The sequence below is a fragment of the Streptomyces sp. TLI_171 genome, assembly GCF_003610255.1.
In the GTDB taxonomy this organism is placed as follows: domain Bacteria; phylum Actinomycetota; class Actinomycetes; order Streptomycetales; family Streptomycetaceae; genus Kitasatospora.
In genome coordinates, this window is sequence record NZ_RAPS01000001.1 from 5,817,013 (window position 1) to 5,837,199 (window position 20,187).

At 74.5% G+C, this 20,187-nt stretch carries 17 protein-coding genes; 12 read left to right on the forward strand and 5 right to left on the reverse strand.

Going from position 1 to position 20,187, the window contains the following annotated elements; all coding sequences use genetic code 11:
• Positions 1–95: 95 nt before the first annotated feature.
• The 9 genes from BX266_RS26195 to BX266_RS26235 all read left to right on the forward strand — a co-directional run bounded on the left by BX266_RS26195 (position 96) and on the right by BX266_RS26235 (position 10,429).
• Complete coding sequence (locus tag BX266_RS26195; RefSeq protein ID WP_099908325.1) at positions 96–725, forward strand: NUDIX hydrolase; 630 nt, start codon at positions 96–98, stop codon at positions 723–725.
• A gap of 152 nt (positions 726–877) precedes the next feature.
• Positions 878–3,010 (forward strand): tetratricopeptide repeat protein, encoded by a 2,133-nt coding sequence (locus BX266_RS40945; protein ID WP_143686992.1) that lies wholly within the window; start codon positions 878–880, stop codon positions 3,008–3,010.
• 230 nt (positions 3,011–3,240) lie between these two features.
• The gene (ald, locus tag BX266_RS26205; protein ID WP_099903702.1) at positions 3,241–4,356 is read left to right on the forward strand and encodes an alanine dehydrogenase; all 1,116 of its coding nucleotides are present in this window, start codon (positions 3,241–3,243) and stop codon (positions 4,354–4,356) included.
• Between the two features lie 462 nt (positions 4,357–4,818).
• Positions 4,819–5,880, forward strand: a complete 1,062-nt coding sequence (locus BX266_RS26210; RefSeq protein ID WP_380276494.1) for a ParA family protein — start codon at positions 4,819–4,821, stop codon at positions 5,878–5,880.
• A 41-nt stretch (positions 5,881–5,921) separates the two neighbouring features.
• Complete coding sequence (locus tag BX266_RS26215) at positions 5,922–6,368, forward strand: hypothetical protein (RefSeq protein ID WP_099908328.1); 447 nt, start codon at positions 5,922–5,924, stop codon at positions 6,366–6,368.
• 26 nt (positions 6,369–6,394) lie between these two features.
• Positions 6,395–7,198 carry a ScpA family protein gene (locus tag BX266_RS26220; protein ID WP_099903704.1) on the forward strand — a complete coding sequence of 268 codons (804 nt, stop codon included), beginning with the start codon at positions 6,395–6,397 and terminating at the stop codon, positions 7,196–7,198.
• 203 nt (positions 7,199–7,401) lie between these two features.
• Entirely contained in the window at positions 7,402–7,998 is a 597-nt protein-coding gene (scpB, locus tag BX266_RS26225; protein WP_259465152.1) for an SMC-Scp complex subunit ScpB, read from the forward strand.
• The gene (locus tag BX266_RS26230) at positions 7,998–9,239 is read left to right on the forward strand and encodes a pseudouridine synthase (protein ID WP_099903708.1); all 1,242 of its coding nucleotides are present in this window, start codon (positions 7,998–8,000) and stop codon (positions 9,237–9,239) included. The genes scpB and BX266_RS26230 overlap by 1 nt, the downstream gene beginning before the upstream one ends.
• A 212-nt stretch (positions 9,240–9,451) precedes the next feature.
• On the forward strand, positions 9,452–10,429 hold the full coding sequence (locus tag BX266_RS26235; RefSeq protein ID WP_099903710.1) for a helix-turn-helix domain-containing protein: 978 nt from the start codon (positions 9,452–9,454) through the stop codon (positions 10,427–10,429).
• Between the two features lie 76 nt (positions 10,430–10,505).
• On the opposite strand, the gene BX266_RS26240 is transcribed toward BX266_RS26235, so the two are convergent.
• Genes BX266_RS26240 through BX266_RS26250 form a run of 3 tightly spaced genes read right to left on the reverse strand, consistent with a single transcriptional unit; the run spans position 10,506 to position 14,537 of the window.
• The gene (locus BX266_RS26240) at positions 10,506–10,868 is read right to left on the reverse strand and encodes a DUF952 domain-containing protein (protein ID WP_099903712.1); all 363 of its coding nucleotides are present in this window, start codon (positions 10,866–10,868) and stop codon (positions 10,506–10,508) included.
• A gap of 40 nt (positions 10,869–10,908) precedes the next feature.
• Positions 10,909–12,486 carry a mucoidy inhibitor MuiA family protein gene (locus BX266_RS26245; RefSeq protein ID WP_099908330.1) on the reverse strand — a complete coding sequence of 526 codons (1,578 nt, stop codon included), beginning with the start codon at positions 12,484–12,486 and terminating at the stop codon, positions 10,909–10,911.
• Positions 12,483–14,537, reverse strand: coding sequence for a DUF4139 domain-containing protein (locus BX266_RS26250; RefSeq protein WP_259464855.1), 2,055 nt, complete (start codon positions 14,535–14,537; stop codon positions 12,483–12,485). The genes BX266_RS26245 and BX266_RS26250 overlap by 4 nt, the downstream gene beginning before the upstream one ends.
• A gap of 189 nt (positions 14,538–14,726) precedes the next feature.
• Between BX266_RS26250 and BX266_RS26255 the strand changes: the two genes are divergently transcribed.
• From BX266_RS26255 to der, 3 genes are all read left to right on the forward strand, one after another.
• The gene (locus BX266_RS26255) at positions 14,727–15,812 is read left to right on the forward strand and encodes a prephenate dehydrogenase (RefSeq protein WP_099903714.1); all 1,086 of its coding nucleotides are present in this window, start codon (positions 14,727–14,729) and stop codon (positions 15,810–15,812) included.
• Between the two features lie 84 nt (positions 15,813–15,896).
• The gene (gene cmk / locus BX266_RS26260) at positions 15,897–16,613 is read left to right on the forward strand and encodes a (d)CMP kinase (RefSeq protein WP_099903716.1); all 717 of its coding nucleotides are present in this window, start codon (positions 15,897–15,899) and stop codon (positions 16,611–16,613) included.
• Positions 16,614–16,738: 125 nt separating this feature from the next.
• The gene (gene der / locus BX266_RS26265; RefSeq protein ID WP_099903718.1) at positions 16,739–18,187 is read left to right on the forward strand and encodes a ribosome biogenesis GTPase Der; all 1,449 of its coding nucleotides are present in this window, start codon (positions 16,739–16,741) and stop codon (positions 18,185–18,187) included.
• A 71-nt stretch (positions 18,188–18,258) separates the two neighbouring features.
• On the opposite strand, the gene BX266_RS26270 is transcribed toward der, so the two are convergent.
• Positions 18,259–18,885 (reverse strand): hypothetical protein, encoded by a 627-nt coding sequence (locus tag BX266_RS26270; protein WP_143686993.1) that lies wholly within the window; start codon positions 18,883–18,885, stop codon positions 18,259–18,261.
• 13 nt (positions 18,886–18,898) lie between these two features.
• Positions 18,899–19,765, reverse strand: a complete 867-nt coding sequence (locus BX266_RS26275; RefSeq protein ID WP_180290848.1) for a hypothetical protein — start codon at positions 19,763–19,765, stop codon at positions 18,899–18,901.
• Positions 19,766–20,187: the final 422 nt, after the last annotated feature.

A 20,187-nucleotide genomic window follows, 5' to 3' on the forward strand; every position in this document is an offset into this window, starting at 1 on the left:
GCCCTCCCGGGAGCATTCGCTCCCGGGAGGGCGGCTTCGTCGTGTCGGGGGAGGGTCGTCCGGTAGATTGTGTCTATCTGACGAGAAGGGGTGTGGTGGCTGTGGCCGGGATTCGTGACGCCGCGGAGCAGTGGGAGGTCCGGGACGGGCGGACGCCGTTCGAAGGGAAGGTGACCGGCGTCCGCAGCGAGCAGGTGCGGATGCCCGACGGGAGCTGGGCCCAGCGCGACTACCAGCTCCACCCCGGGTCCGTCGCGGTGCTCGCCGTGGACGACGCCGGACGGGTGCTGACCCTGCGCCAGTACCGGCACCCGGTGCGCCACCGCCTCTGGGAGCTGCCCGCCGGGCTGCTCGACGTGCCCGGCGAGAACCCGCTGCACGCGGCTCAGCGGGAGCTCTTCGAGGAGGCCCACTGCAAGGCCGGGCAGTGGCGCGTCCTGGTCGACTTCTTCACCTCGCCCGGCGGCAGCGACGAGGCCGTCCGGCTGTTCCTGGCGACCGGCCTCTCCGAGGCCGACGGCGAGAAGTACGCCGCGCACGGTGAGGAACTGGAGCTGGAGGCCGCCTGGGTCCCGCTCGACGAGCTGGTCGACCTGGTCCTGGCCGGCGAACTCCACAACCCCACCCTGGTCACCGGCACCCTCGCCCTGCACGCCGCCCGCACCCGCGACGCCCTCGACACCCTCCGCCCCGCCGACGCCCCCTGGCCCGCCCGCCCGTTCTGAGACGAACGCCCGTGTCGTCGCAGGCCCCCGCTGGGCCGACCCGGTGATTCGGCGGCTGGTCATACCGGGGCGTCTCGGCTGGGCGGGGTGCTCGAACTACGCTTCGCGGACAGGGTTCGGGTTCGCTGGGCGACGGGTCGGGAGTGGCACGGGTGGCGAGGAAGACGGCGGCGGTGGCCGAGGCGGCCGGGACCTTCGACGCGCTGCCGGTGGGGGCCCGGCCGTTCGCGGGTCGGGGGGCGGAGCTGGCGGCGCTCACGGTCGCGGCGGGCCGGCCCGCGGAGGGCCGCGGACGGCTGCTGGTACTGGCCGGGCGGCCCGGCTCGGGCCGCACCGCGCTCGCGGTGCAGTGGGCCCGCACCGTGGCGGCCGACCACCCGGACGGGCTGCTGTACGCCCGGCTGTCCGCGCCGGACGGCACCCGGGTCGGTCCCGGGCGGGCCGCCCGGATGCTGCTGGACCAGCTCGGCGAGGTCCCGGGCGCGGCGCTGCTGCCGGGCGGCACCGAGGAGGACCCGGCGTGCGAGGCCCTGCGGGAGGTGCTGGCGGCCCGCCGGGCGCTGGTGCTGCTGGACGACGTCCGGGACGCCGGACAGGTGTGGCCGCTGCTCGCGGAGAAGACGGACTCGCTGCTGCTGGCAACCACCTCGGGGCCGCTGATGGGCATCGAGGGCATCGACCCGGTGATCCTCGGCGGGATGGAGCACCGCGCGGCGGTCGACCTGCTGGGCGAGCTGGTCGGCGGGACCAGGATCTCCTGCGACCCGGTGGGCGCCGCCGACCTGGCGGAGGCGTGCGCCAACCGCCCGGCCGCGCTGCGCCTGGCGGCGGGCTGGCTGCGCAGCGAGCCCCGGCTGGCCGTCACCGAGGCCGCGAGCCGGCTGCGCCCCGCCCCGGCGGAGGGGGCCGAGAAGGCGGGAAAGGCCGAGCAGGCAGGCAGGGCCGAGCAGGCAGGCAGGGCCGAGCAGGCAGGCAGGGCCGAGCAGGCAGGCAGGGCCGAGCAGGTCGGCAGGGCCGAGCAGGCAGGCAGGGCCGAGCAGGCAGGCAGGGCCGAGCAGGCAGGCAGGGCCGAGCAGGTCGGCAGGGCCGAGCAGGTCGGCAGGGCCGAGCAGGCGGGCGAGGCCGAGCGGGCGGAGCGGCGGGCGAAGGGCGGTGCGCAGGCTGCTGATCCCGCGCCCGAGACGGTGCCGGTGGTGGAGGGCGATCCGCTGCGCGCGGCGTTCGAGCTGGCGTACCGGCGGCTGCCGGCGGCGCGGGCGCGGCTGCTGCGGCTGTGCACGCTGGCGCCCGGGCAGCAGGTCGACCTGCGGACGGCGTCCGCGCTGGTCGGCTGCCCCGCGCCGGAGGCCGGCGCCTCCTTGACGGCGCTGGCCGAGCTGGAGCTGCTGGAGCGCGAGTCGGCCGCCGCGGACGGCACCGAGCGCTTCCGGGTGCCGGGGCGGCTGTACGGGCGGCTGGTGGAGCTGCGCGGCGAGCTGGACCGGCCGTCCGAGGTGGAGCTGGCCCGGGCGCGGCTGCTGGAGCGGCTGGTGCGGCTGGTGGATTCGGCGCGGCTGCTGCTCGACCCGGCGGCCGGGCCGAACCCGGACCCGCTGCCCGGGCCGCTGCGGCTGCGCAGCGCGGCACAGGCCGGCGGCTGGCTGCTGGGGGAGCGCGAGCAGCTGCTCGCGGCGGTGGCGGACGCGGTCGGGCAGGGCGACCTGGACGGTTCGGCGGGCCGGCTGGTGGCCGCGCTGCTGCGGGCGCTGCCGCTGACCGGCGAGGCCGCGCCCGCGGACCTGCACGCGCTGCACGAGTCGGTGCTGAAGGTCGCCGAGCGGCAGGGAGCGCCGCGCCGGGCGGCCGCCGCGCTGCTGAACCTGGGCGACCTGCAGGCCGCGGCGGGGCGGTGGGAGCAGGCGGGGGAGCGCTACCGGCAGGCGGTCGACCTGGCCCGGGGGGCGGGCGACGAGGCGGGCTGCGCCCGCGCGCTGGAGGGTGTGGGCCACGGACACCGGGCGCTCGGCGATCCGCTGCGCGCCGCCGACGCGTACGGCCGGGCGCTGGTGCTGCGGCAGGCGCTCGGGGACCAGCCGGCCGAGGCGCGGCTGCTGGTGCGGGTGGCGGAGGCGCACACCGCGCTGCGGCGGTTCGAGGAGGCCCTGCGGGAGTACCGGTCGGCGGCGGCGGTGCTGCGCAGGATCGGCGACGGCCGGGGCGAACAGGAGGTCGCGGCGCTGATGACGCGGCTTCAGCGGCACCTGGGCCAGGAGGGGGCTTCGACCGCTTTCGGAGTAGTGTCTTAAGTGCGGAGTTCGCCCCGCAATGTGGCCTCCGGAAGCGTGCAAGCCTACGAACCTGCCAATGAGTCGAGATGATTTAGTCACTTTGGAAGGCTGACACCTCGCCTGGGCTTCATTACACTCGAACTCAGTCGCGCATAGATCTATGCACCGGATGCTCCGTTGTGCCCGCGTGCGCGCCGCCCGCCGGTCTTCCCCGGTCGGACTCCCCATGGCAAGAGGACGTGTTAGCCGTGAAGGTCGGCATCCCCCGCGAGGTCAAGAACCACGAGTACCGCGTGGCCATCACGCCCGCCGGCGTGCATGAGCTGGTCCGCAACGGACATGAGGTCGTCATCGAGGACAACGCCGGTCTCGGCTCCTCGATCCCCAACGAGGAGTACGTCGCCGCCGGTGCGACGATCCTCCCCACCGCCGACGAGGTGTGGGCCGCGGCCGACATGATCCTCAAGGTGAAGGAGCCCATCGCGCAGGAGTACCACCGCCTGCGCAAGGGCCAGACCCTCTTCACCTACCTGCACCTGGCCGCCGACCGGGCCGGCACCGACGCGCTGGTCGCCTCGGGCACCACCGCCATCGCGTACGAGACGGTGCAGCTGCCCAACGGCGCGCTGCCGCTGCTCGCCCCGATGTCCGAGGTCGCGGGCCGGCTGGCCCCGCAGGTCGGCTCCTACCACCTGATGCGTCCGGCCGGCGGCCGCGGCGTGCTGCCCGGCGGCGTGCCCGGCACCCACCCGGCGAAGGCGGTCGTCATCGGCGGCGGCGTCTCCGGCTGGCACGCGGCCACCATCGCCATCGGCATGGGCTACGACGTGACCCTGCTGGACCGCGACATCAACAAGCTGCGCGAGGCCGACAAGATCTTCGGCAACAAGATCAAGGCGATCGTCTCCAACTCCTTCGAGCTGGAGAAGGCCGTGATCGAGGCCGACCTGGTGATCGGCGCCGTGCTGATCCCGGGCGCCAAGGCCCCCAAGCTGGTCACCAACGAGCTGGTCTCCCGGATGAAGCCGGGCTCCGTGCTCGTCGACATCGCCATCGACCAGGGCGGCTGCTTCGAGGACTCGCACCCGACCACGCACGCCGAGCCGACCTTCGAGGTCCACAACTCGGTCTTCTACTGCGTGGCCAACATGCCGGGCGCCGTCCCGAACACCTCCACCTACGCGCTCACCAACGCCACCCTGCCGTACGTGGTGGAGCTGGCGAACCGCGGGTGGAAGGAGGCGCTGCGCCGCGACGCCGCGCTCGCCAAGGGTCTGAACGTGCACGAGGGCCAGATCACCTTCCCGGCGGTCGCCGAGGCGTTCGGCCTGGAGTCGGTCTCCCTGGAGAGCGTGCTCGCCTGACACCCCCTCACGTGCTGTCGCCCCCGGCCGTCGTTCCGCGTCGCGCCGGGGGCTTCGGCATGCCCTGCGCGGGTACGGGGGAGAAGCGAGGACGACGGGGCGGTGTCCACGGGCGGTCAATTCCGATGCGGTTTGTCACCCGCTCTGTCGACAAGGACACCTGACGGGCCCTCATGGCCCGTCGCCCGCGCGGAAACGTTAGGGTCATCTCTTGACACGGGGTGGGTGACAGGCCGACACATGCGGCCCACTACCGTGGATTGTGTTGCTGCGAATGCCCGAAACGGCCTAGAGTCGCAAACCGTTGGCATGCTGCCACGCTGACGAATCGACATAGAGTCCTGGACGTCCAAGGAGGTAAGACGACTTGTGAATGAGTCGACATTTGCTCCCGGGGGTGGTCAGCCAGGACTGGCGGAGCTCTCCGCCGGGCAGCCGAACGAGGAAGCCCGGCAGGCCACGGTGGGCGCGCAGGAGGTCGGCTCGGTCGCGGTCCGCACCTTCGAGGCCCGCCAGAGCGCGGCGGCAGCCGCCACCGACTACGACGCCGACTTCGCGGCCTACGGACTGGCCTACAACGAGCTCGGCTACGGGCCCTACGACGACCCGGACGCCGAGTACGAGCCCGACCCGGAGTACGCCGCCACCCTGGCCCCCGACGCGGCCCGCCAGCGCCGCGAGCGGGTCGGACCGACCGGCCGCCCGCTGCCGTACTTCCCGATCCCCGCGCCGCTCGCCGAGCACGGCCCCGCGCAGATCATCGCGATGTGCAACCAGAAGGGCGGCGTCGGCAAGACCACCTCCACCATCAACCTGGGCGCGGCGCTCGCCGAGTACGGCCGCCGGGTGCTGCTGGTGGACTTCGACCCGCAGGGCGCGCTCTCGGTCGGCCTCGGCGTCAACCCGATGGAACTCGACGTCACCGTCTACAACCTGCTGATGGAGCGGGGCCTGACGGCCGATGAGGTCCTGCTGAAGACCGCCATCCCCGGCATGGACCTGCTGCCGTCCAACATCGACCTGTCGGCCGCCGAGGTGCAGCTGGTCAGCGAGGTCGCCCGCGAGTCGGCGCTGGCCCGCGCGCTCAAGCCGCTGCTGCCCGACTACGACTACGTCATCATCGACTGCCAGCCCTCGCTGGGCCTGCTGACGGTCAATGCCCTGACGGCCGCTCACAGCGTCATCGTGCCGCTGGAGTGCGAGTTCTTCGCGCTGCGCGGCGTCGCGCTGCTCACCGAGACCATCGAGAAGGTCTGCGAGCGGCTCAACCCCGACCTGCGCCTGGACGGCATCCTCGCCACCATGTACGACTCCCGCACGGTGCACTCGCGCGAGGTCCTCGCCCGGGTCGTCGAGGCGTTCGGCGAGCACGTCTTCCACACCGTCATCGGACGGACCGTCAGGTTCCCGGAGACCACGGTCGCCGGCGAGCCGATCACCACGTACGCCACCAACTCGGTCGGCGCGGCCGCCTACCGCCAGCTGGCCAGGGAGGTGCTCGACCGGTGCCGCCCCGCCGAGTGAGCCTCCCGGGGGCCGACGAACTGTTCCGGGCAACCGGCGGAATGGCCCTGTCGCCCTCGCTCGCGCGCAACGGCAACGGCTCCCCGAACAGCCCGGCGGGGCAGGAGCCGCCCAAGGCGGGCGAGGCGCCCGCGCCCGCCCGCACCGCCGACGTCCCGGCCGCCAGGCCGGAAGCCGCCCCGGCGGCCGCTGCGGGGCGCGCGGAGGACCCCGCAGAGGCAGCCAGACGGGCGGCCCCGGCCACGGTGCGGGGACGCGGACGGGCCCGCCGCCCGTCCGGGCGGGAACGGCACGACGAGAAGATCACCGTGTACGTGTCCGCCGAGGAACTGATGGACCTGGAACACGCCCGCCTGGTGCTGCGCGGCGAACACGGCCTGGCCGTCGACCGCGGCCGGGTGGTCCGCGAGGCGATCTCGGTCGTCCTGGCCGACCTGGAGCAGCGCGGCGAGGCCTCGATCCTGGTGCGGCGGCTCCGCGGGCGCTGACCCCCGGTCTGCCACAATGGGACGTTATGGCGTTCCAGGTCCGGTTGGAGAACTTCGAGGGGCCGTTCGACCTGCTGCTCGGACTGATCGCCAAGCACAAGCTGGACGTCACCGAGGTGGCGCTGTCCAAGGTCACGGACGAGTTCGTCGCGCACATCCGGGCGATGGGACCGGAGTGGGACCTGGACGCGGCCACCGAGTTCCTGGTGGTGGCGGCGACGCTGCTGGACCTGAAGGCGGCCCGGCTGCTGCCGGCCGCGGAGGTCGAGGACGAGGAGGATCTGGCGCTGCTGGAGGCGCGCGACCTGCTGTTCGCGCGACTGCTGCAGTACCGGGCGTACAAGCAGGTGGCGAACCTGTTCGCGGAGCGGTGGGCGGCGGAGTCGCTGCGCCGGCCGCGGACGGTGGGACTGGAGCCGCACCACGCGCAGCTGCTGCCCGAGGTGGTGCTGTCGATCGGGCCGGAGCGGTTCGCGCAGCTCGCCGCGAAGGCGTTCGCGCCGAAGCCGAAGCCCGCGGTGTACGTCGACCACATCCACATGCCGCCGGTGAGCGTGCGGGAGCAGGCCGCGCTGGTCGTCGAGCGGCTGAGCGCGCTCGGCGAGGCGACGTTCGGACGGCTGGTCGCGGACGCCGAGAACACCCTGGTGGTAGTGGCCAGGTTCCTGGCGCTGCTGGAGCTGTACCGCGAGAAGGCGCTGGCGTTCGAGCAGCCGCAGGCCCTGGAGGAGCTGCTGGTGCGCTGGGTCGCCGAGACCGATCGGACGGTCGAGGTGACCGACGAGTTCGACCGCCCGGCGGGCGGCGGCGAGGAAGGCGGAACGCGATGACGGAACGGCAGCCGCGCCGGTCGCTCGGCCTGCCCGGGGCGCCCCGGCCGCACGAGTGGCAGGAATCGGCGTACCCGGAGGACGAGGAGCGCCCCGAGCCGGTGGAGCGCGTCCTCGCGCTGCCCGACGCCGAACCGGAGCAACCGGACGAGCCCGAGGGCCCGTTCGGGGTGCCGCTGCGGGCCGCCCTGGAGTCGGTGCTGATGGTGGCCGACGAACCGGTCGCGGAAGCCCACCTGGCCCACGTGCTGGAGTGGCCGAAAGACGAAGTGGCGCTCGTCCTGCGCCAGTTGGCGGCCGAATACACCGCCCAGGGGCGCGGTTTCGAGCTGCGGCTGGTGGCCGGCGGCTGGCGTTTCTACAGCCGCGCGGAGTGCTCCGCGGCGGTCGACCGGTTCGTGCTGGACGGACAACAGGCCAGGTTGACGCAGGCGGCGCTGGAGACGCTGGCGGTGGTCGCGTACCGGCAGCCGGTGTCGCGCGGGCGGGTTTCCGCGGTCCGTGGTGTGAACTGCGACGGCGTGATGCGTACCCTGGTACAGCGAGGACTGGTCGAAGAAGCCGGCACCGAGCCCGAAACCGGAGCGATCCTGTATCGGACGACGAACTACTTCCTGGAACGGATGGGGCTGCGCGGCCTGGACGAGCTGCCGGAGCTCGCGCCCTTCCTGCCCGAGGTCGACGACGTGGAAGCGGAGTCCCTGGAGGGCATGATGATCGCGCAGGCGGTCGCCGCCGCACAGGAGGGGCCGAGGCCGAACCAGGCCGACCAGACGGAAAACGACGTACGGACATTTTGATGCGTAGCAGTGGTGGCAACGGCAGGAACAGCGGCGGCCAGGGCCGGGGCGGACAGGGCGGCCGAGGCGGTCAGCAGGGCGGGGGCCGGGGCGGATCGTCGTCCTACGGCGGCGGCAGCGGCGGCAGCCGCGGCGGGCAGTCCTCGCGCGGCGGCTCGGGCTCGTACGGCGGCAGCGGCGGCGGCAGCCGCGGCGGGTCGGGATCGGGCGGCTCGTACGGCGGGCAGCGCGGCGGCAGCGGTGGCGGCGAGCGGCGCGAGGAGCGCCGCTTCCCGGACCGTCCGCTGCGCCCGGAGGAGCGCAAGTACGACCGTCCCGAGTTCGGCGGCGGCCCGAACGCGACGCCCGGCCGCGGCGCGTACGGCACCCGCAAGCCGGCGCCGGCCCCCCGGCCGCGCCGGGACGGGCAGGGCGCGCCCGGCGACCCGCGGCGCCAGCCGCAGCGCTCCCGGGAGCTGCAGGGCCGGATCGAGGACCGGGTGCTCGCCCGCCACGAGGGCCCCGGCAAGGAGGTCGGCGAGGACGGCGAGCGCCTGCAGAAGGTGCTGGCGCGGGCCGGCATGGGCAGCCGCCGGGCCTGCGAGGAGCTGATCGCGCAGGGCCGGGTCGAGGTCAACGGCCAGCCGGTGCTGGAGCAGGGCCGCCGGGTCGACCCGATGAACGACGAGATCAAGGTCGACGGCCTGACCGTCGCCACCCAGTCGTACCTGTTCTTCGCGCTCAACAAGCCGGCCGGCGTGGTCTCCACCATGGAGGACCCCGAGGGCCGGCAGTGCCTCGGCGACTACGTGACCAACCGGGAGACCCGGCTGTTCCACGTCGGCCGCCTGGACACCGAGACCGAGGGCATCATCCTGCTCACCAACCACGGCGAGCTGGCGCACCGCCTCACCCACCCCCGGTACGGCGTCACCAAGACGTACCTGGCGGCCATCCAGGGCCCGCTGCCGCGCGACCTCGGCAAGACCCTCGCCAAGGGCGTGGAGCTGGAGGACGGCTGGGCCCGCGCCGACAGCTTCAAGGTGGTCTCCAACCTCGGCAAGAACTACCTGGTCGAGGTGACCCTGCACGAGGGCCGCAAGCACATCGTGCGCCGCCTGCTCGCCGAGGTCGGATTCCCGGTCGACAAGCTGGTCCGCACCGCGTTCGGCCCGATCTCGCTGGGCGACCAGAAGTCCGGCTGGCTGCGCCGCCTGACCAACCCCGAGGTCGGCACCCTGATGCGCGAGGTCGGCCTGTAGCACCGGCCGCCGAGGGCCCGTCCGCACCGGCGGACGGGCTCTCGGCGTGTTCGTACCGGCACTTTGCCGGGTCTTGACATGTGAGGCGCACCGCACGGCCTTGCTATCGTCCGGCCCGGTGGCAGAAGATTGCCACCGAAGTTCGCCCCGGCGCGTGGCGGAAGTGCGCCACCGCGTCAGGCCACCGGGCGGCGGGGGAAGGAACCACCACCATGCTCGACGCATTCGCAGTGCTGGGCCTCGGCCGTCCCGACGGCCAGGTGTACGCCGCACTGGTCGTCGCACCGCAGTCGACCGCGCAGGAGCTCGCCGAGCACTGCGGCCTGACCCTGGAGCAGTGCCGCGCGGCCCTGGACCGGCTCGCCGACCAGGGCATGGCCACCCGCGCCCCGGTCGACCGGGAGCGCTACCTGTCGGTCGCCCCCGACGTCGCGATCGGCACCCTGATCGGCCACCGCGAGGCCGAGCTGCGCTCCGCCCGCGCCGAGATGCACCGGCTGATGGACGCCTTCCGGGAGGCGTCGCGGTACACCGATCCGGCGCACTCCGTGGAGGTGCTCACCGGGGGCGAGGCCATCGCCCAGCGCCTGGAGCACCTGATCGAGACCAGCCAGTACCAGATCCGCGGCTTCGACTGCCCGCCGTACGTGCAGGACCCGACCGTCCAGCAGCCCCGGCAGCGGGCCAAGCTCAAGGCCGGGGTGCGGATCCGCACCGTCTTCGACAAGGAGGCGATCGCCTGGCCCGGACGGCTGGAGCAGGAGATCCTCACCGGCGTCGAGGACGGCGAGGAGGCCCGGGTCCGGCCGGTGCTGCCGATGAAGATGATGATGGCCGACGACAAGATGGCGATCATCCCGATCAGCGTCGGCGACAGCGTGCTGGACGCCGCCTACGTCATCCACCCGTCCGCGCTGCTGCAGGCCCTGGACGCGCTGTTCGAGGCTGAGTGGGAGCGCGCCGTGCCGCTGCAGACGGTGCTCGGCGACGGCGAGGGCCCCGGTCCCGACTCCGACCACCTGAAACTGCTCGGCCTGCTCGCGGCCGGGCTCACCGACGAGTCGATCGCCCGCTCGCTGGGCTGGAGCGCCCGCACCACCCAGCGCCGCCTGCAGGGCCTGATGCGCGAGCTCGGGGCCACCACCCGGTTCCAGGCCGGGATGGCGGCCCGCGAGCGCGGCTGGCTCTGACCGGCCGACCGGACTCCGACCGAGGGGCCGCTCCGACGGGCCCTGACGGGCCGTCAACGGCCCCTGCGGGCCCCCGTCAGCTCCAGGGCAGCAGGGCGGACCAGCGCCCGTCCTGGCCGCGCTGCAGCCGCTCCAGGCCCACCACGGCCGTGCGGTTCAGCCGCCCGTAGACGTGCGGGAACAGCACGCCGTCCGCGACGCCCGGCGGCGGACCGCCGGTCGCCGCCTCCCACTTCACCATCGGCTCCACCAGCCGCTCCTCGATCAGCAGCGCCATCAGCGGATCCGGGGTGTCCCGGAAGAACAGGTTGGCCACCGCCAGCACCGTGGCCTCGTCCGGCGAGCAGTGCAGGAAGCCGTCGGTCAGCAGCGAGGCGGCGGTGTACGGCCGGCCCGGGTCGCGCAGCCAGTCGTCCAGCGGAGCGAGGTGGTAGATCATGCCTCCTTTTGTACCGGAGCCGGTGCGCCGAAGGGGCGGTTCACAGGCCCGCGACCTTCGCCGTCGCCGCGATCTCGTACACCAGCGTCAGCGTCCGCCGGCCGCCCGGCGGCAGCGGCACCTCCCAGCGGGCGATGCCCTCGGCGTCCAGCTCCTCCGGCGGCGGCGAGCAGCGCTCCTTGCGCAGCCGCACCTCCACCGCCGACACCTCCGACACCGGGATCCGCTCCCGGACCGTCACCACCCGCTCCGCCACGTCGCCCGGCGCGGAGAACCGCGACAGGTGCAGCCGCACCGTCCGCGTCACCAGGGTGCGCTGACCGCCCAGGCCCGCGCCCTCCCGGCGCTCCTCCGCGTCCCGCACCACCCGCAGCCCGTCCGCGGAGCCGAACGCCAGCCGCACCGGCGCTCCCGCCGCCGCGAACTCCAGCGCGCCCCGGCCGACATGGCCCGAACCCCGGACCAGGTCCACCGGGCCCGCCAGCAGTGCGTGCCCCGAGGCGTTGCGGAACGACACCACCTCCGTCACCGCGTCCGACAGCTCCGGCGCCGCCGCGAACTCGCTGCGCGCCGGCGTCTCGAACACGCTCACCGGCACCCGGTGCGCCCGCCCGTCCGACGGCACCGACACCGGGCCGTCCGCGCGCAGCACCCGCACCTCGCCGCCGTCGTCCACCCCCGGCAGGCCCGGCTCCAGCGGGCCCGCCTCGGCGATCGCCTGCTCGCGCAGCTCCACCTCGACGGTCTTCTTCTCCTGCGCGGACCGCTCGCGCAGCACCAGCCGGTCCTCGGCCAGCGCCGGCGGCTCGCCCGCCAGTGCGGACCGCGCCGTGGAGAGCGTCAGCCGCACCCCCGACCAGTCCTCGCCGGTGCGCTGCCACACCACCGCCCCGGTCTCCAGCCGCAGCGCCCCGCCCACCAGCTCCGCCCGGTACGCCGGACGCCACAGCGCACACGCCGTCAGATGCCCCACCCGGGCCAGGAAACGGCCCGGCGCGGCGCACTCCACCGACAGCTCGACGAACGCCAGCAGCTCGGCCGGCTCCTCCTCGGCCCGGGCCAGCGCCTCCTCCGCGGCCGCCAGGTCCGCCGCCAGCTCCACCGAGCGCAGCCGGGAGGCCCGCAGCTGCTCGCCGTACGACTCCCGTTCGGCGTCCACCCGGTCCAGCTCGCGGGTCCACCTGGCCTGCTCCAGCTCGCCGAGGGCCGCGCCCTCGCCGATCTCCCGCAGCAGGTCCGCCGCCAGCTGCCCCAGCAGCGCCAGCCGGGCCTGCAGCCGCTCCTGGCGGCGCTGCTCCGCCAGGTGGTCCCGCTCCAGCTCGTGCACCCGGCGGCGCAGCGCCGAATCGTCCGGACCGGGCGGGACCGGCGCCGGCGGGCGCCAGGACCGCACCAGGCGCACGTCCAGCACCTTGCCGGCCGCGGCCGGCGCACCGTCCTCGTCCAGCAGCGCGGCATGCAGCGAACGGTCCACCGCCAGTGCCGACACCGGGCCCAGCCGCAGCCGGTGCACGCCCGCCGCCAGCTCCACCGCCGCGGTCCGCTCCACCTGTGCCCGGTCCTCCAGACAGGTGACCGCGGTGACCGGCAGGGGGAAAGTCTCGTCGTTCACGCTCAGCTCCTCCGGTTCCCGCCGACCACGGCCTTGCCGGCCGGGATACGGATCACATAACCCCCGGTCAACTCCGCCGAACCACCCGGCGGCACCACCACCCGGCGGATCCGGGCCGAGGACGGCAGCTGCGCCGACGGCTCCTCGGGCCGCGACCAGCCCGGCCGCTCCTCGATCCGCACGTCCGGGTCGCCCGACACCGGCACCCGCTCCCGGACCTCGACCGACGCCTCGTGCGGCAGCCGGTTCACCAGCTCGACGCGCACGCCGTGGTCCAGCACCGTCGTCGAGTTCAACACCCCCGACGTCGACTCCCGCACCTCGCTGTGCCGCGCCACCCGCACCTCCTCCGACCGGCCCAGGCCCAACTCGCGGACCCCGCCAGGCGCCAGCGTCGGCAGCGCCGCCGTCAGCAGGAAGTCGCCGTCCACCGACACCTCCACCGGCCCGGCCAGCAGCGCGTGCGCCGTCCCGTTCGCCAGCTCCAGCACCGCGTACACCGCCTCCTCGACCGACGGCACACACACGTAGCGCGTCTCCACGCCCACCGGCAGCTCCGCCACCGCCACCGTGTGCCACACCCCGTCCGAGGGGATCTCCGCCGGGGCCGCCGCGTCGTACCGGTGGTCGAACGACCCCGCCGACTCCCGCGGCCGCGCCGCGAACTGCGGCAGCGGCAACCGGCCCACCGCCTCCGCGCCGTGCAGCGCACCCGCCGCGGCCGGGCGGCCCGCCCCCGGGAACAGCCGGCCGCGCCGGAACGAGTCCTCCTCCGGGCCCGCCAGCACCAGCCCCGGATAGTCCAGCTGATCGTCCGACGGGAGCGGACCGGCGGGCTCCCCGGCCGGGGCGGCCAGGTCCGGCGCCGCTCCGAAACCCTCCGGCGGCGCGCCGCCGTACGCCGCCCGTGACGCCATCGGCGCCATCGGCGCGGGCATCGGCGGCGGAGCCATCATCGGCGGCGCGACCGGCAGCGCCAGGCCCGCCAGCGTCGGCGGACCACCCGGCGCCTGCGGAGCCTGCGGCGCGAAACCCGGCCCGGCCGGCGCACCCCCCGGCCGCGGCGCCGAGCGGGCCCGCTTGGGCGCCGGAGCCGCACCGCCCAGCACACCCGCCACCGCCACCGCGCGCGGCGGCTCCGGCCGGGCCCGCTGCGCGTCCTGCCACCCCCCGAACAGCTCGTCCAGGCCGGCCGGCTGCGCCCGCCACCCCGACGGCGCCGGCGGCTCCTGCCGCCGCCCGATCCGCAACGAGGCCAGCTTCGGCAGACCGCCCGGCCGGGCCAGGTCCGCCGTCGACAGCGCCAGGCGCACCCCCGACCAGTCCTCGCCCGTCCGCTGCGCCACCGACGCCCGCAGCACCAGGTGGGCCGACCGCTCGCCCCGGCGGTGCGCCAGCCGGTACGTCGGCACCCACACCGCGCCCGGCACCGCGTACTCCACCTCCAGCTCCACCGGGCCCTCGCCGCGCACCGTCAGCACCGCCTGCGCCGAGGACTCCACCCCGCCCGCCTGCTCGGCACTCGACCGCCGCTCCGCCCGCGCCACCGCCACGTCGAAGGCGTGCTCCGCCTCCCGCACCTGCTGCGCCAGCTCCACCGACCGCTCCTGCAGCACCGCCAGCCGGGCGTCCACGAACTCCGCCAGCGCCAGCACCGCGTCCGCCGGCGCCCGCCGGTGCCCGTCCTCCCGGCGGCGCTGCGGCGGCACCGGGCGCAGACCCGCGACCTCGCCGATCCGCGCGTCCAACCGCTGCTGACGCTCCACCAGGCGGTCGCGCTCCTCGCCGAGCCGCGCCAACTCCCGTTCCCAGGACGGCTTCTCCTCCGCGGTGCGGACCAGCTCCAGCGGCTCCAGCCGGGCCTCCGCGACCCGCGCCCCGCCCGCCAGCACCCGCACCCGCAGCGACCCCGCCGCCGCCAGCCGCGGCAGCCCCGCCACCCGCACCCGGCCGTCCGCCGGCACCACCCCCGACGCCCGGCGCCGGCACACCGCGCCCACCGCGTGCACCACCACCGACTCCAGCGCCGACTCCCACACCGCCTGTTTCCCCGCCACCCTCGCCCCCTCCGCCACGATCCGCCGCCCGGACCCGGGCGCCCAGTCTGCACCCAACCCCCGTCACGGCACCCGGATTTCCGCTGCGCGTCGGCCGAAGCACCGCACCGGGGCGGAATGCGTCCCCGCTCGGCCGTGCGAGAGGATGGAGCGACCAGCGCCCGTCCACCCCGGAGACGAGAACCCGCCATGCGTACAGCCGCCGTCATCGGCACCGGACTGATCGGCACCTCCGCCGCTCTCGCCCTCACCCGCCGGGGCCTGAGCGTCTACCTGGAGGACGCCGACCAGGACGCCGCCCGCACGGCCGCCTCGCTCGGCGCCGGCACCACCGAACAACCCGACGGGCCGGTCGACCTGGCGGTCATCGCCGTCCCGCCCGCGCTGGTCGGCAAGGTCCTGGCGGACTGCCAGCGCCGCGGCCTGGCCCGCTGCTACACCGACGTGGCCAGCGTCAAGGCCGGCCCGCGCAGCGAGATCACCGCGCTCGGCCTCGACACCGTCCGCTACATCGGCTCGCACCCCATGGCCGGCCGCGAACGCTCCGGCCCGCTCGCCGCGACCGCCGACCTCTTCGAAGGCCGGCCCTGGGTGCTCACCCCCACCCCCGACACCGACACCGAGACGCTCAACGCCGCCCTCGAACTCGTCGCCCTGTGCGGGGCCATGCCGATCGTCATGGACGCCGCCGACCACGACCGGGCCGTGGCGCTGGTCTCGCACGCCCCGCAACTGCTCTCCTCGCTGGTCGCGGCCCGCCTCGAACACGCCGAGGAGACCGCCGTGCGGCTCTCCGGACAGGGTGTGCGCGACGTCACCCGGATCGCCGCCTCCAACCCCGCGATGTGGATCGACATCCTCTCCGCCAACGCGGGCGTGGTCGCCGACGTCCTCGACGACCTCGCCGCCGACCTCGCCGACACCGTCACCGCGCTGCGGGCCCTGCAGGCCGCCGACGAGGCCGAGCGCCGGGCCGGCGCGGCCGGCATCGAGGCCGTCATGCGCCGCGGCAACACCGGGCAGGCCCGGATCCCCGGCAAGCACGGCGCGCCGCCCACCCGCTACGAGACCGTCACCGTCGTCCTCGGCGACCAGCCCGGCGAGCTCGGCCGCCTCTTCGGCGAGGTCGGCGCCCTCGGCGTCAACATCGAGGACGTCACCATCGAACACTCCACCGGCCAGCAGGTCGGCCACGTCCACCTCGCGGTGGCCCCGGCCGTCGTCCGCGCCCTCGTCGCCGGCCTCCGCGACCGCGGCTGGGGCGTCCGCGACTGACGTCCGCTGCGCGGGGCCGGGTCGGGGGCGGCTGTCCATTAACCTTGAGGTGAGTTCTTGTGTTGTGAGAGAGAGGTTCGCCCCGTGGACAGTGTCGACCGAGCGTCGAGCGGCCCGGTCGTCGTCGCCATCGACGGACCTTCGGGGTCCGGGAAGTCGACCGTGTCGCGGGCCGTGGCTGCGCGGCTGGGGCTGAGCTTCCTGGACACCGGCGCGATGTACCGGGCGATGACCTGGTGGATGCTCGCCAACGAGGTGGACGTCGACGACGCGGAGGCGGTGTCGATCGCCTGCGGCAAGCCGGTGATCGTGTCCGGGACGGACGCGGCGGGGCCGACCATAACGGTGGACGGGCAGGACGTGTCCGGCCCGATCCGCGGGCCGGAGGTGACCGCCAAGGTGAGCGCGGTGGCCGCCGTTCCGGCGGTGCGGGCCCGGCTGGTGGAGCTGCAGCGCGGCTGCGCCTCGCACGCCGAGCGCGGCATCGTCGCCGAGGGCCGGGACATGGGCACGGTGGTGTTCCCGGTCGCGACCGTGAAGGTGTTCCTGACCGCGTCGGAGCGGGCCCGCGCCGAGCGCCGGGCCGCCGAGCTGCGGGCGAAGGGCGTGGACGAGGCGACGATCACCGCGATGGCCGCCGACCTGGCCCGCCGGGACGCCGCCGATTCCTCGCGGGAGACCGCGCCGCTCACCCAGGCCGCCGACGCGGTGCTGGTGGACACCAGCGAGCTCACCCTCGACCAGGTGATCGACACCATCACCGCCCTGGTCGAGCAGAAGGCCGGCGTCAGCGCCGCCTGACCGGCACCCTCGATCGAACAACAACGCTCCGACCGCGCGAGATCCGCGCGGTTCGCGCTGCCCGCAGGGCAGGTACGCACGGCACGCCCCTGGGAAGGGCCGGGCCGGGAAATGGAATACCGCAGATGAGCAACGACACGACCGCCCACGGCGAGCTCGGCGAGGACGAGTACGCCGAGTTCATGGCGCTGGCCGCCGAGGAGGGCTTCGACGCCGACGAGGTGGACGCCGACCTGGAGGGGCACGGCCCGCTGCCGGTGCTGGCCATCGTGGGCCGCCCGAACGTCGGCAAGTCCACCCTGGTCAACCGCATCATCGGCCGCCGCGAGGCGGTCGTCGAGGACCGTCCGGGGGTGACCCGGGACCGGGTCAGCTACGAGGCGATGTGGGCCGGCCGCCGGTTCAAGGTGCTGGACACCGGTGGCTGGGAGATCGACGTCCTGGGCCTCGACGCGATGGTCGCCGGGCAGGCCGAGCTGGGCATCGAGCAGTCCGACGCCGTGCTGTTCGTGGTGGACGCCACGGTCGGCGCCACCGACACCGACGACGCGCTGGTCAAGCTGATCCGCCGGTCCGGCAAGCCCGTGGTGCTGTGCGCGAACAAGGTCGACGGCCCGTCCACCGAGGCGGAGGCCGCGTACCTGTGGTCGCTGGGCCTGGGCGAGCCGTACCCGGTGTCCGCGCTGCACGGCCGCGGCTCCGGCGACCTGCTGGACGCGGTGCTCGAGGTGCTGCCGGAGGCCCCGCCGCAGCTGTTCGGCGACGGCCAGGGGATCGGCGGCCCGCGCCGGGTCGCGCTGATCGGCCGCCCGAACGTCGGCAAGTCCAGCCTGCTGAACAAGGTCGCGGGCGAGGACCGGGTGGTGGTCAACGAGCTGGCCGGCACCACCCGCGACCCGGTCGACGAGCTGATCCAGCTGGGCGGCAAGACCTGGAAGTTCATCGACACCGCCGGTATCCGCCGCCGGGTCCACCTGACCTCCGGCGCGGACTTCTACGCCTCGCTGCGGACCTCCGCCGCGCTGGACAAGGCCGAGGTCGCGGTGGTCCTGGTCGACGCCAGCGAGACCCTCGCCGAGCAGGACACCCGGATCATCTCGATGGCCGTCGAGGCCGGTCGCGCCGTGGTCATCGCCTACAACAAGTGGGACCAGCTCGACGAGGAGCGCCGGTACTACCTGGAGCGCGAGATCGAGCGGGACCTGGTGCAGGTCCAGTGGGCGCCGCGGGTGAACGTCTCGGCGAAGACCGGGCGGCACATGGAGAAGCTCGTCCCGGCGATCGAGACCGCGCTGGCGGGCTGGGAGACCCGGATCACGACGGCCCGGCTGAACGCGTTCCTCGGCGAGCTGGTCGCCTCGCACCCGCACCCGATCCGCGGCGGCAAGCAGCCGCGCGTCCTGTTCGGCACCCAGGCGGGCACCCGTCCGCCGCGGTTCGTGCTGTTCGCGTCGGGCTTCCTGGAGGCCGGCTACCGCCGGTTCATCGAGCGCCGGCTGCGCGAGGAGTTCGGCTTCGAGGGCACCCCGATCTCGATCTCGGTCCGGGTCCGCGAAAAGCGCAAGCGGAAGTAACGGGCGAACGAGCGCCGGTGGGCCGTGGACGGATCCGTCCACGGCCCACCGGCATGTCGGGGCGGGGCCGTTCAGGCGTCCCGCCCCGGCGGCAGGGACAGCACCGAGCGGTGCCGGCCGCCCGAGGTGGCGCCCGCGGCGGGCTGCGGCGCCGGGCCGAGGTAGCCGGACGCCACCCAGCCCTGGCCGTTGGCCTGCGCGGGCATGAACTGCGGGGCGCCCGAGCCCTGCCCGGCGTACGTCTCGAACGCCTGGTGCTGCGGGTACGCCGGCGCCTCGCGCCGCTCGGCCTCGCGCGGCTGCGGGTCGCGGACCGCGAAGCCGGTGAACCGCATCCCCTCCTCGCCGGAGCGGTCGCCGGGCAGCGCGCGGAACAGCCGCCGGTACTCGGAGTACAGCGAGTCGTAGATCGGCGTGGCCGACACCGGGTGCTCCGCGTCGTAGGACGGGCGCATGTTCGGGATCGACCGGCCGGCACCGGCGGGGGTCGTGGGGGCGGGCGGACGGCCGGGGGAGGCGAGGTCGTAGCTGTACACGTAGGAGCCAACGAGCGAGACCGGCTTGGGATGCGGGGGCGCGGCCCGCTGTCCTATGTCGAGTCCGTCGTCCGGCTCCTGGTCAACGGCCGTCCGGAAGGCTGTTGTTGACGTGCTGTCAGGAGAATCGGCGGTGGCCGGGTCGTTCACCGGGTCGGTCATCGGTGCGCCCCGCTCAGGTGCCGGCCAGCGGCAGCATGCCGGCGGCGAGCAGTCCGCGGGCGGCGGCCCGGTCCATGGCGAGGCGCAGCAGGTCCTCGCGGGGCTGGCGGCCGATGGTGCCGGCCGGCACCGCGTACATGATCACCTCGGACTTGCGGGCCGCCGCCGCCCGCCAGCCCGGGGTGACCTGCAACGGCTGGTGGGCCTGCCACCAGGCGGCCGAGCCGCCGGCCGCGGAGGGCTGCAGGATCGCGTGCAACTGGCCCATCGCCATCAGCACCGACCAGCCGGCCCGCGGCCGGACGGGGGCCTGGTTGACGTCCTGGACCAGCTGGAAGCCGTGCTCGGTCAGCAGCGACAGGAACTCGTCCTCGCCGGCCGCGCTGCCGGGGCGGCCGACCGGCCCGGTGGGCTCGACCACCAGCGCGGCGTGCTGGGTGTCGCCGCACAGCACGATGCCGCAGGTCACGCCGAGCACCGCGGGCTGCGACTGCCCGGGCTGGGCGGCCGGCGGGGCGGTGATCGGTTCCGGGACGGTCACCCGGGCGACCTGCTCCGGCACGACCTGCTCCGGGACGGGCGGGGCGGCCGCGGCCTCCGGGGCGCCGTCGGCGCCCTGGTTGATCGACTCGACGGCGCCGCGCAGCTGCTGCTCGTCCACCGGCACCACCTGGGACGGGATGCAGCGGGCGTGCGCGAACGCCAGCACCGCCGTCTCGTCGCCGACGAACAGCACGGTGCTGGTGGGCTCGCGGAGCGAGTCGCCCGGTTGTCGGCAGGAGGTGCAGTCGTACGAGTCCGGGGCGTGGGCGCCCGCCAGCAGGCTCTCGGCCTCGTCGTCGCCGATCTCGGCGCGTACGTCCTCGCTCACCTCAAGCATGCGCGGCACTAAGACTCCTCGTTCGCCCTGACGTTCTCTGGTGCGCCCGGGCGGGACCTCCCGGGTGCGCGGCGCGGGGCGCGCCGACCGCCTTTACCAACGGGAGGTTGTGGCTGGGGTCACGGGTGGGCGTCCGGACGACGGGTTTTGAACGGCTTATGACTGCGCTGTGTGCACCGAGAATCACAATCTGTCGACGCTGTGCCCGACCTCACACCGGACAAACTGTGACCGGGGTCATATTCCCATATGGTTTGATCTTGGAAAAAGCGGATGAAACGGACATCAAAGCTTCTTTTGCTTGATCGATACCCGCGGTAACGGCAACGTGACCTGGCAGAACCCGAAACTGTTTGGCGACCCGGGAGCCGAATCGTAGGTTCGTGGCCGGTGCATCGAGCACCTCCCGGGTTCACCCCCGA

Bases quoted from the DNA above. Each gene is read 5' to 3' on its own strand.
- BX266_RS26275 (WP_180290848.1), bottom strand. From the start codon at position 19,765: ATGCTTGAGGTGAGCGAGGACGTACGCGCCGAGATCGGCGACGACGAG.
- BX266_RS26230 (WP_099903708.1), top strand. From the start codon at position 7,998: ATGCGTAGCAGTGGTGGCAACGGCAGGAACAGCGGCGGCCAGGGCCGG.
- BX266_RS26270 (WP_143686993.1), bottom strand. From the start codon at position 18,885: ATGACCGACCCGGTGAACGACCCGGCCACCGCCGATTCTCCTGACAGC.
- BX266_RS26215 (WP_099908328.1), top strand. From the start codon at position 5,922: ATGGCCCTGTCGCCCTCGCTCGCGCGCAACGGCAACGGCTCCCCGAAC.
- BX266_RS26235 (WP_099903710.1), top strand. From the start codon at position 9,452: ATGCTCGACGCATTCGCAGTGCTGGGCCTCGGCCGTCCCGACGGCCAG.
- BX266_RS26220 (WP_099903704.1), top strand. From the start codon at position 6,395: ATGGCGTTCCAGGTCCGGTTGGAGAACTTCGAGGGGCCGTTCGACCTG.
- BX266_RS26240 (WP_099903712.1), bottom strand. From the start codon at position 10,868: ATGATCTACCACCTCGCTCCGCTGGACGACTGGCTGCGCGACCCGGGC.
- scpB (WP_259465152.1), top strand. From the start codon at position 7,402: ATGGTGGCCGACGAACCGGTCGCGGAAGCCCACCTGGCCCACGTGCTG.
- BX266_RS26255 (WP_099903714.1), top strand. From the start codon at position 14,727: ATGCGTACAGCCGCCGTCATCGGCACCGGACTGATCGGCACCTCCGCC.
- der (WP_099903718.1), top strand. From the start codon at position 16,739: ATGAGCAACGACACGACCGCCCACGGCGAGCTCGGCGAGGACGAGTAC.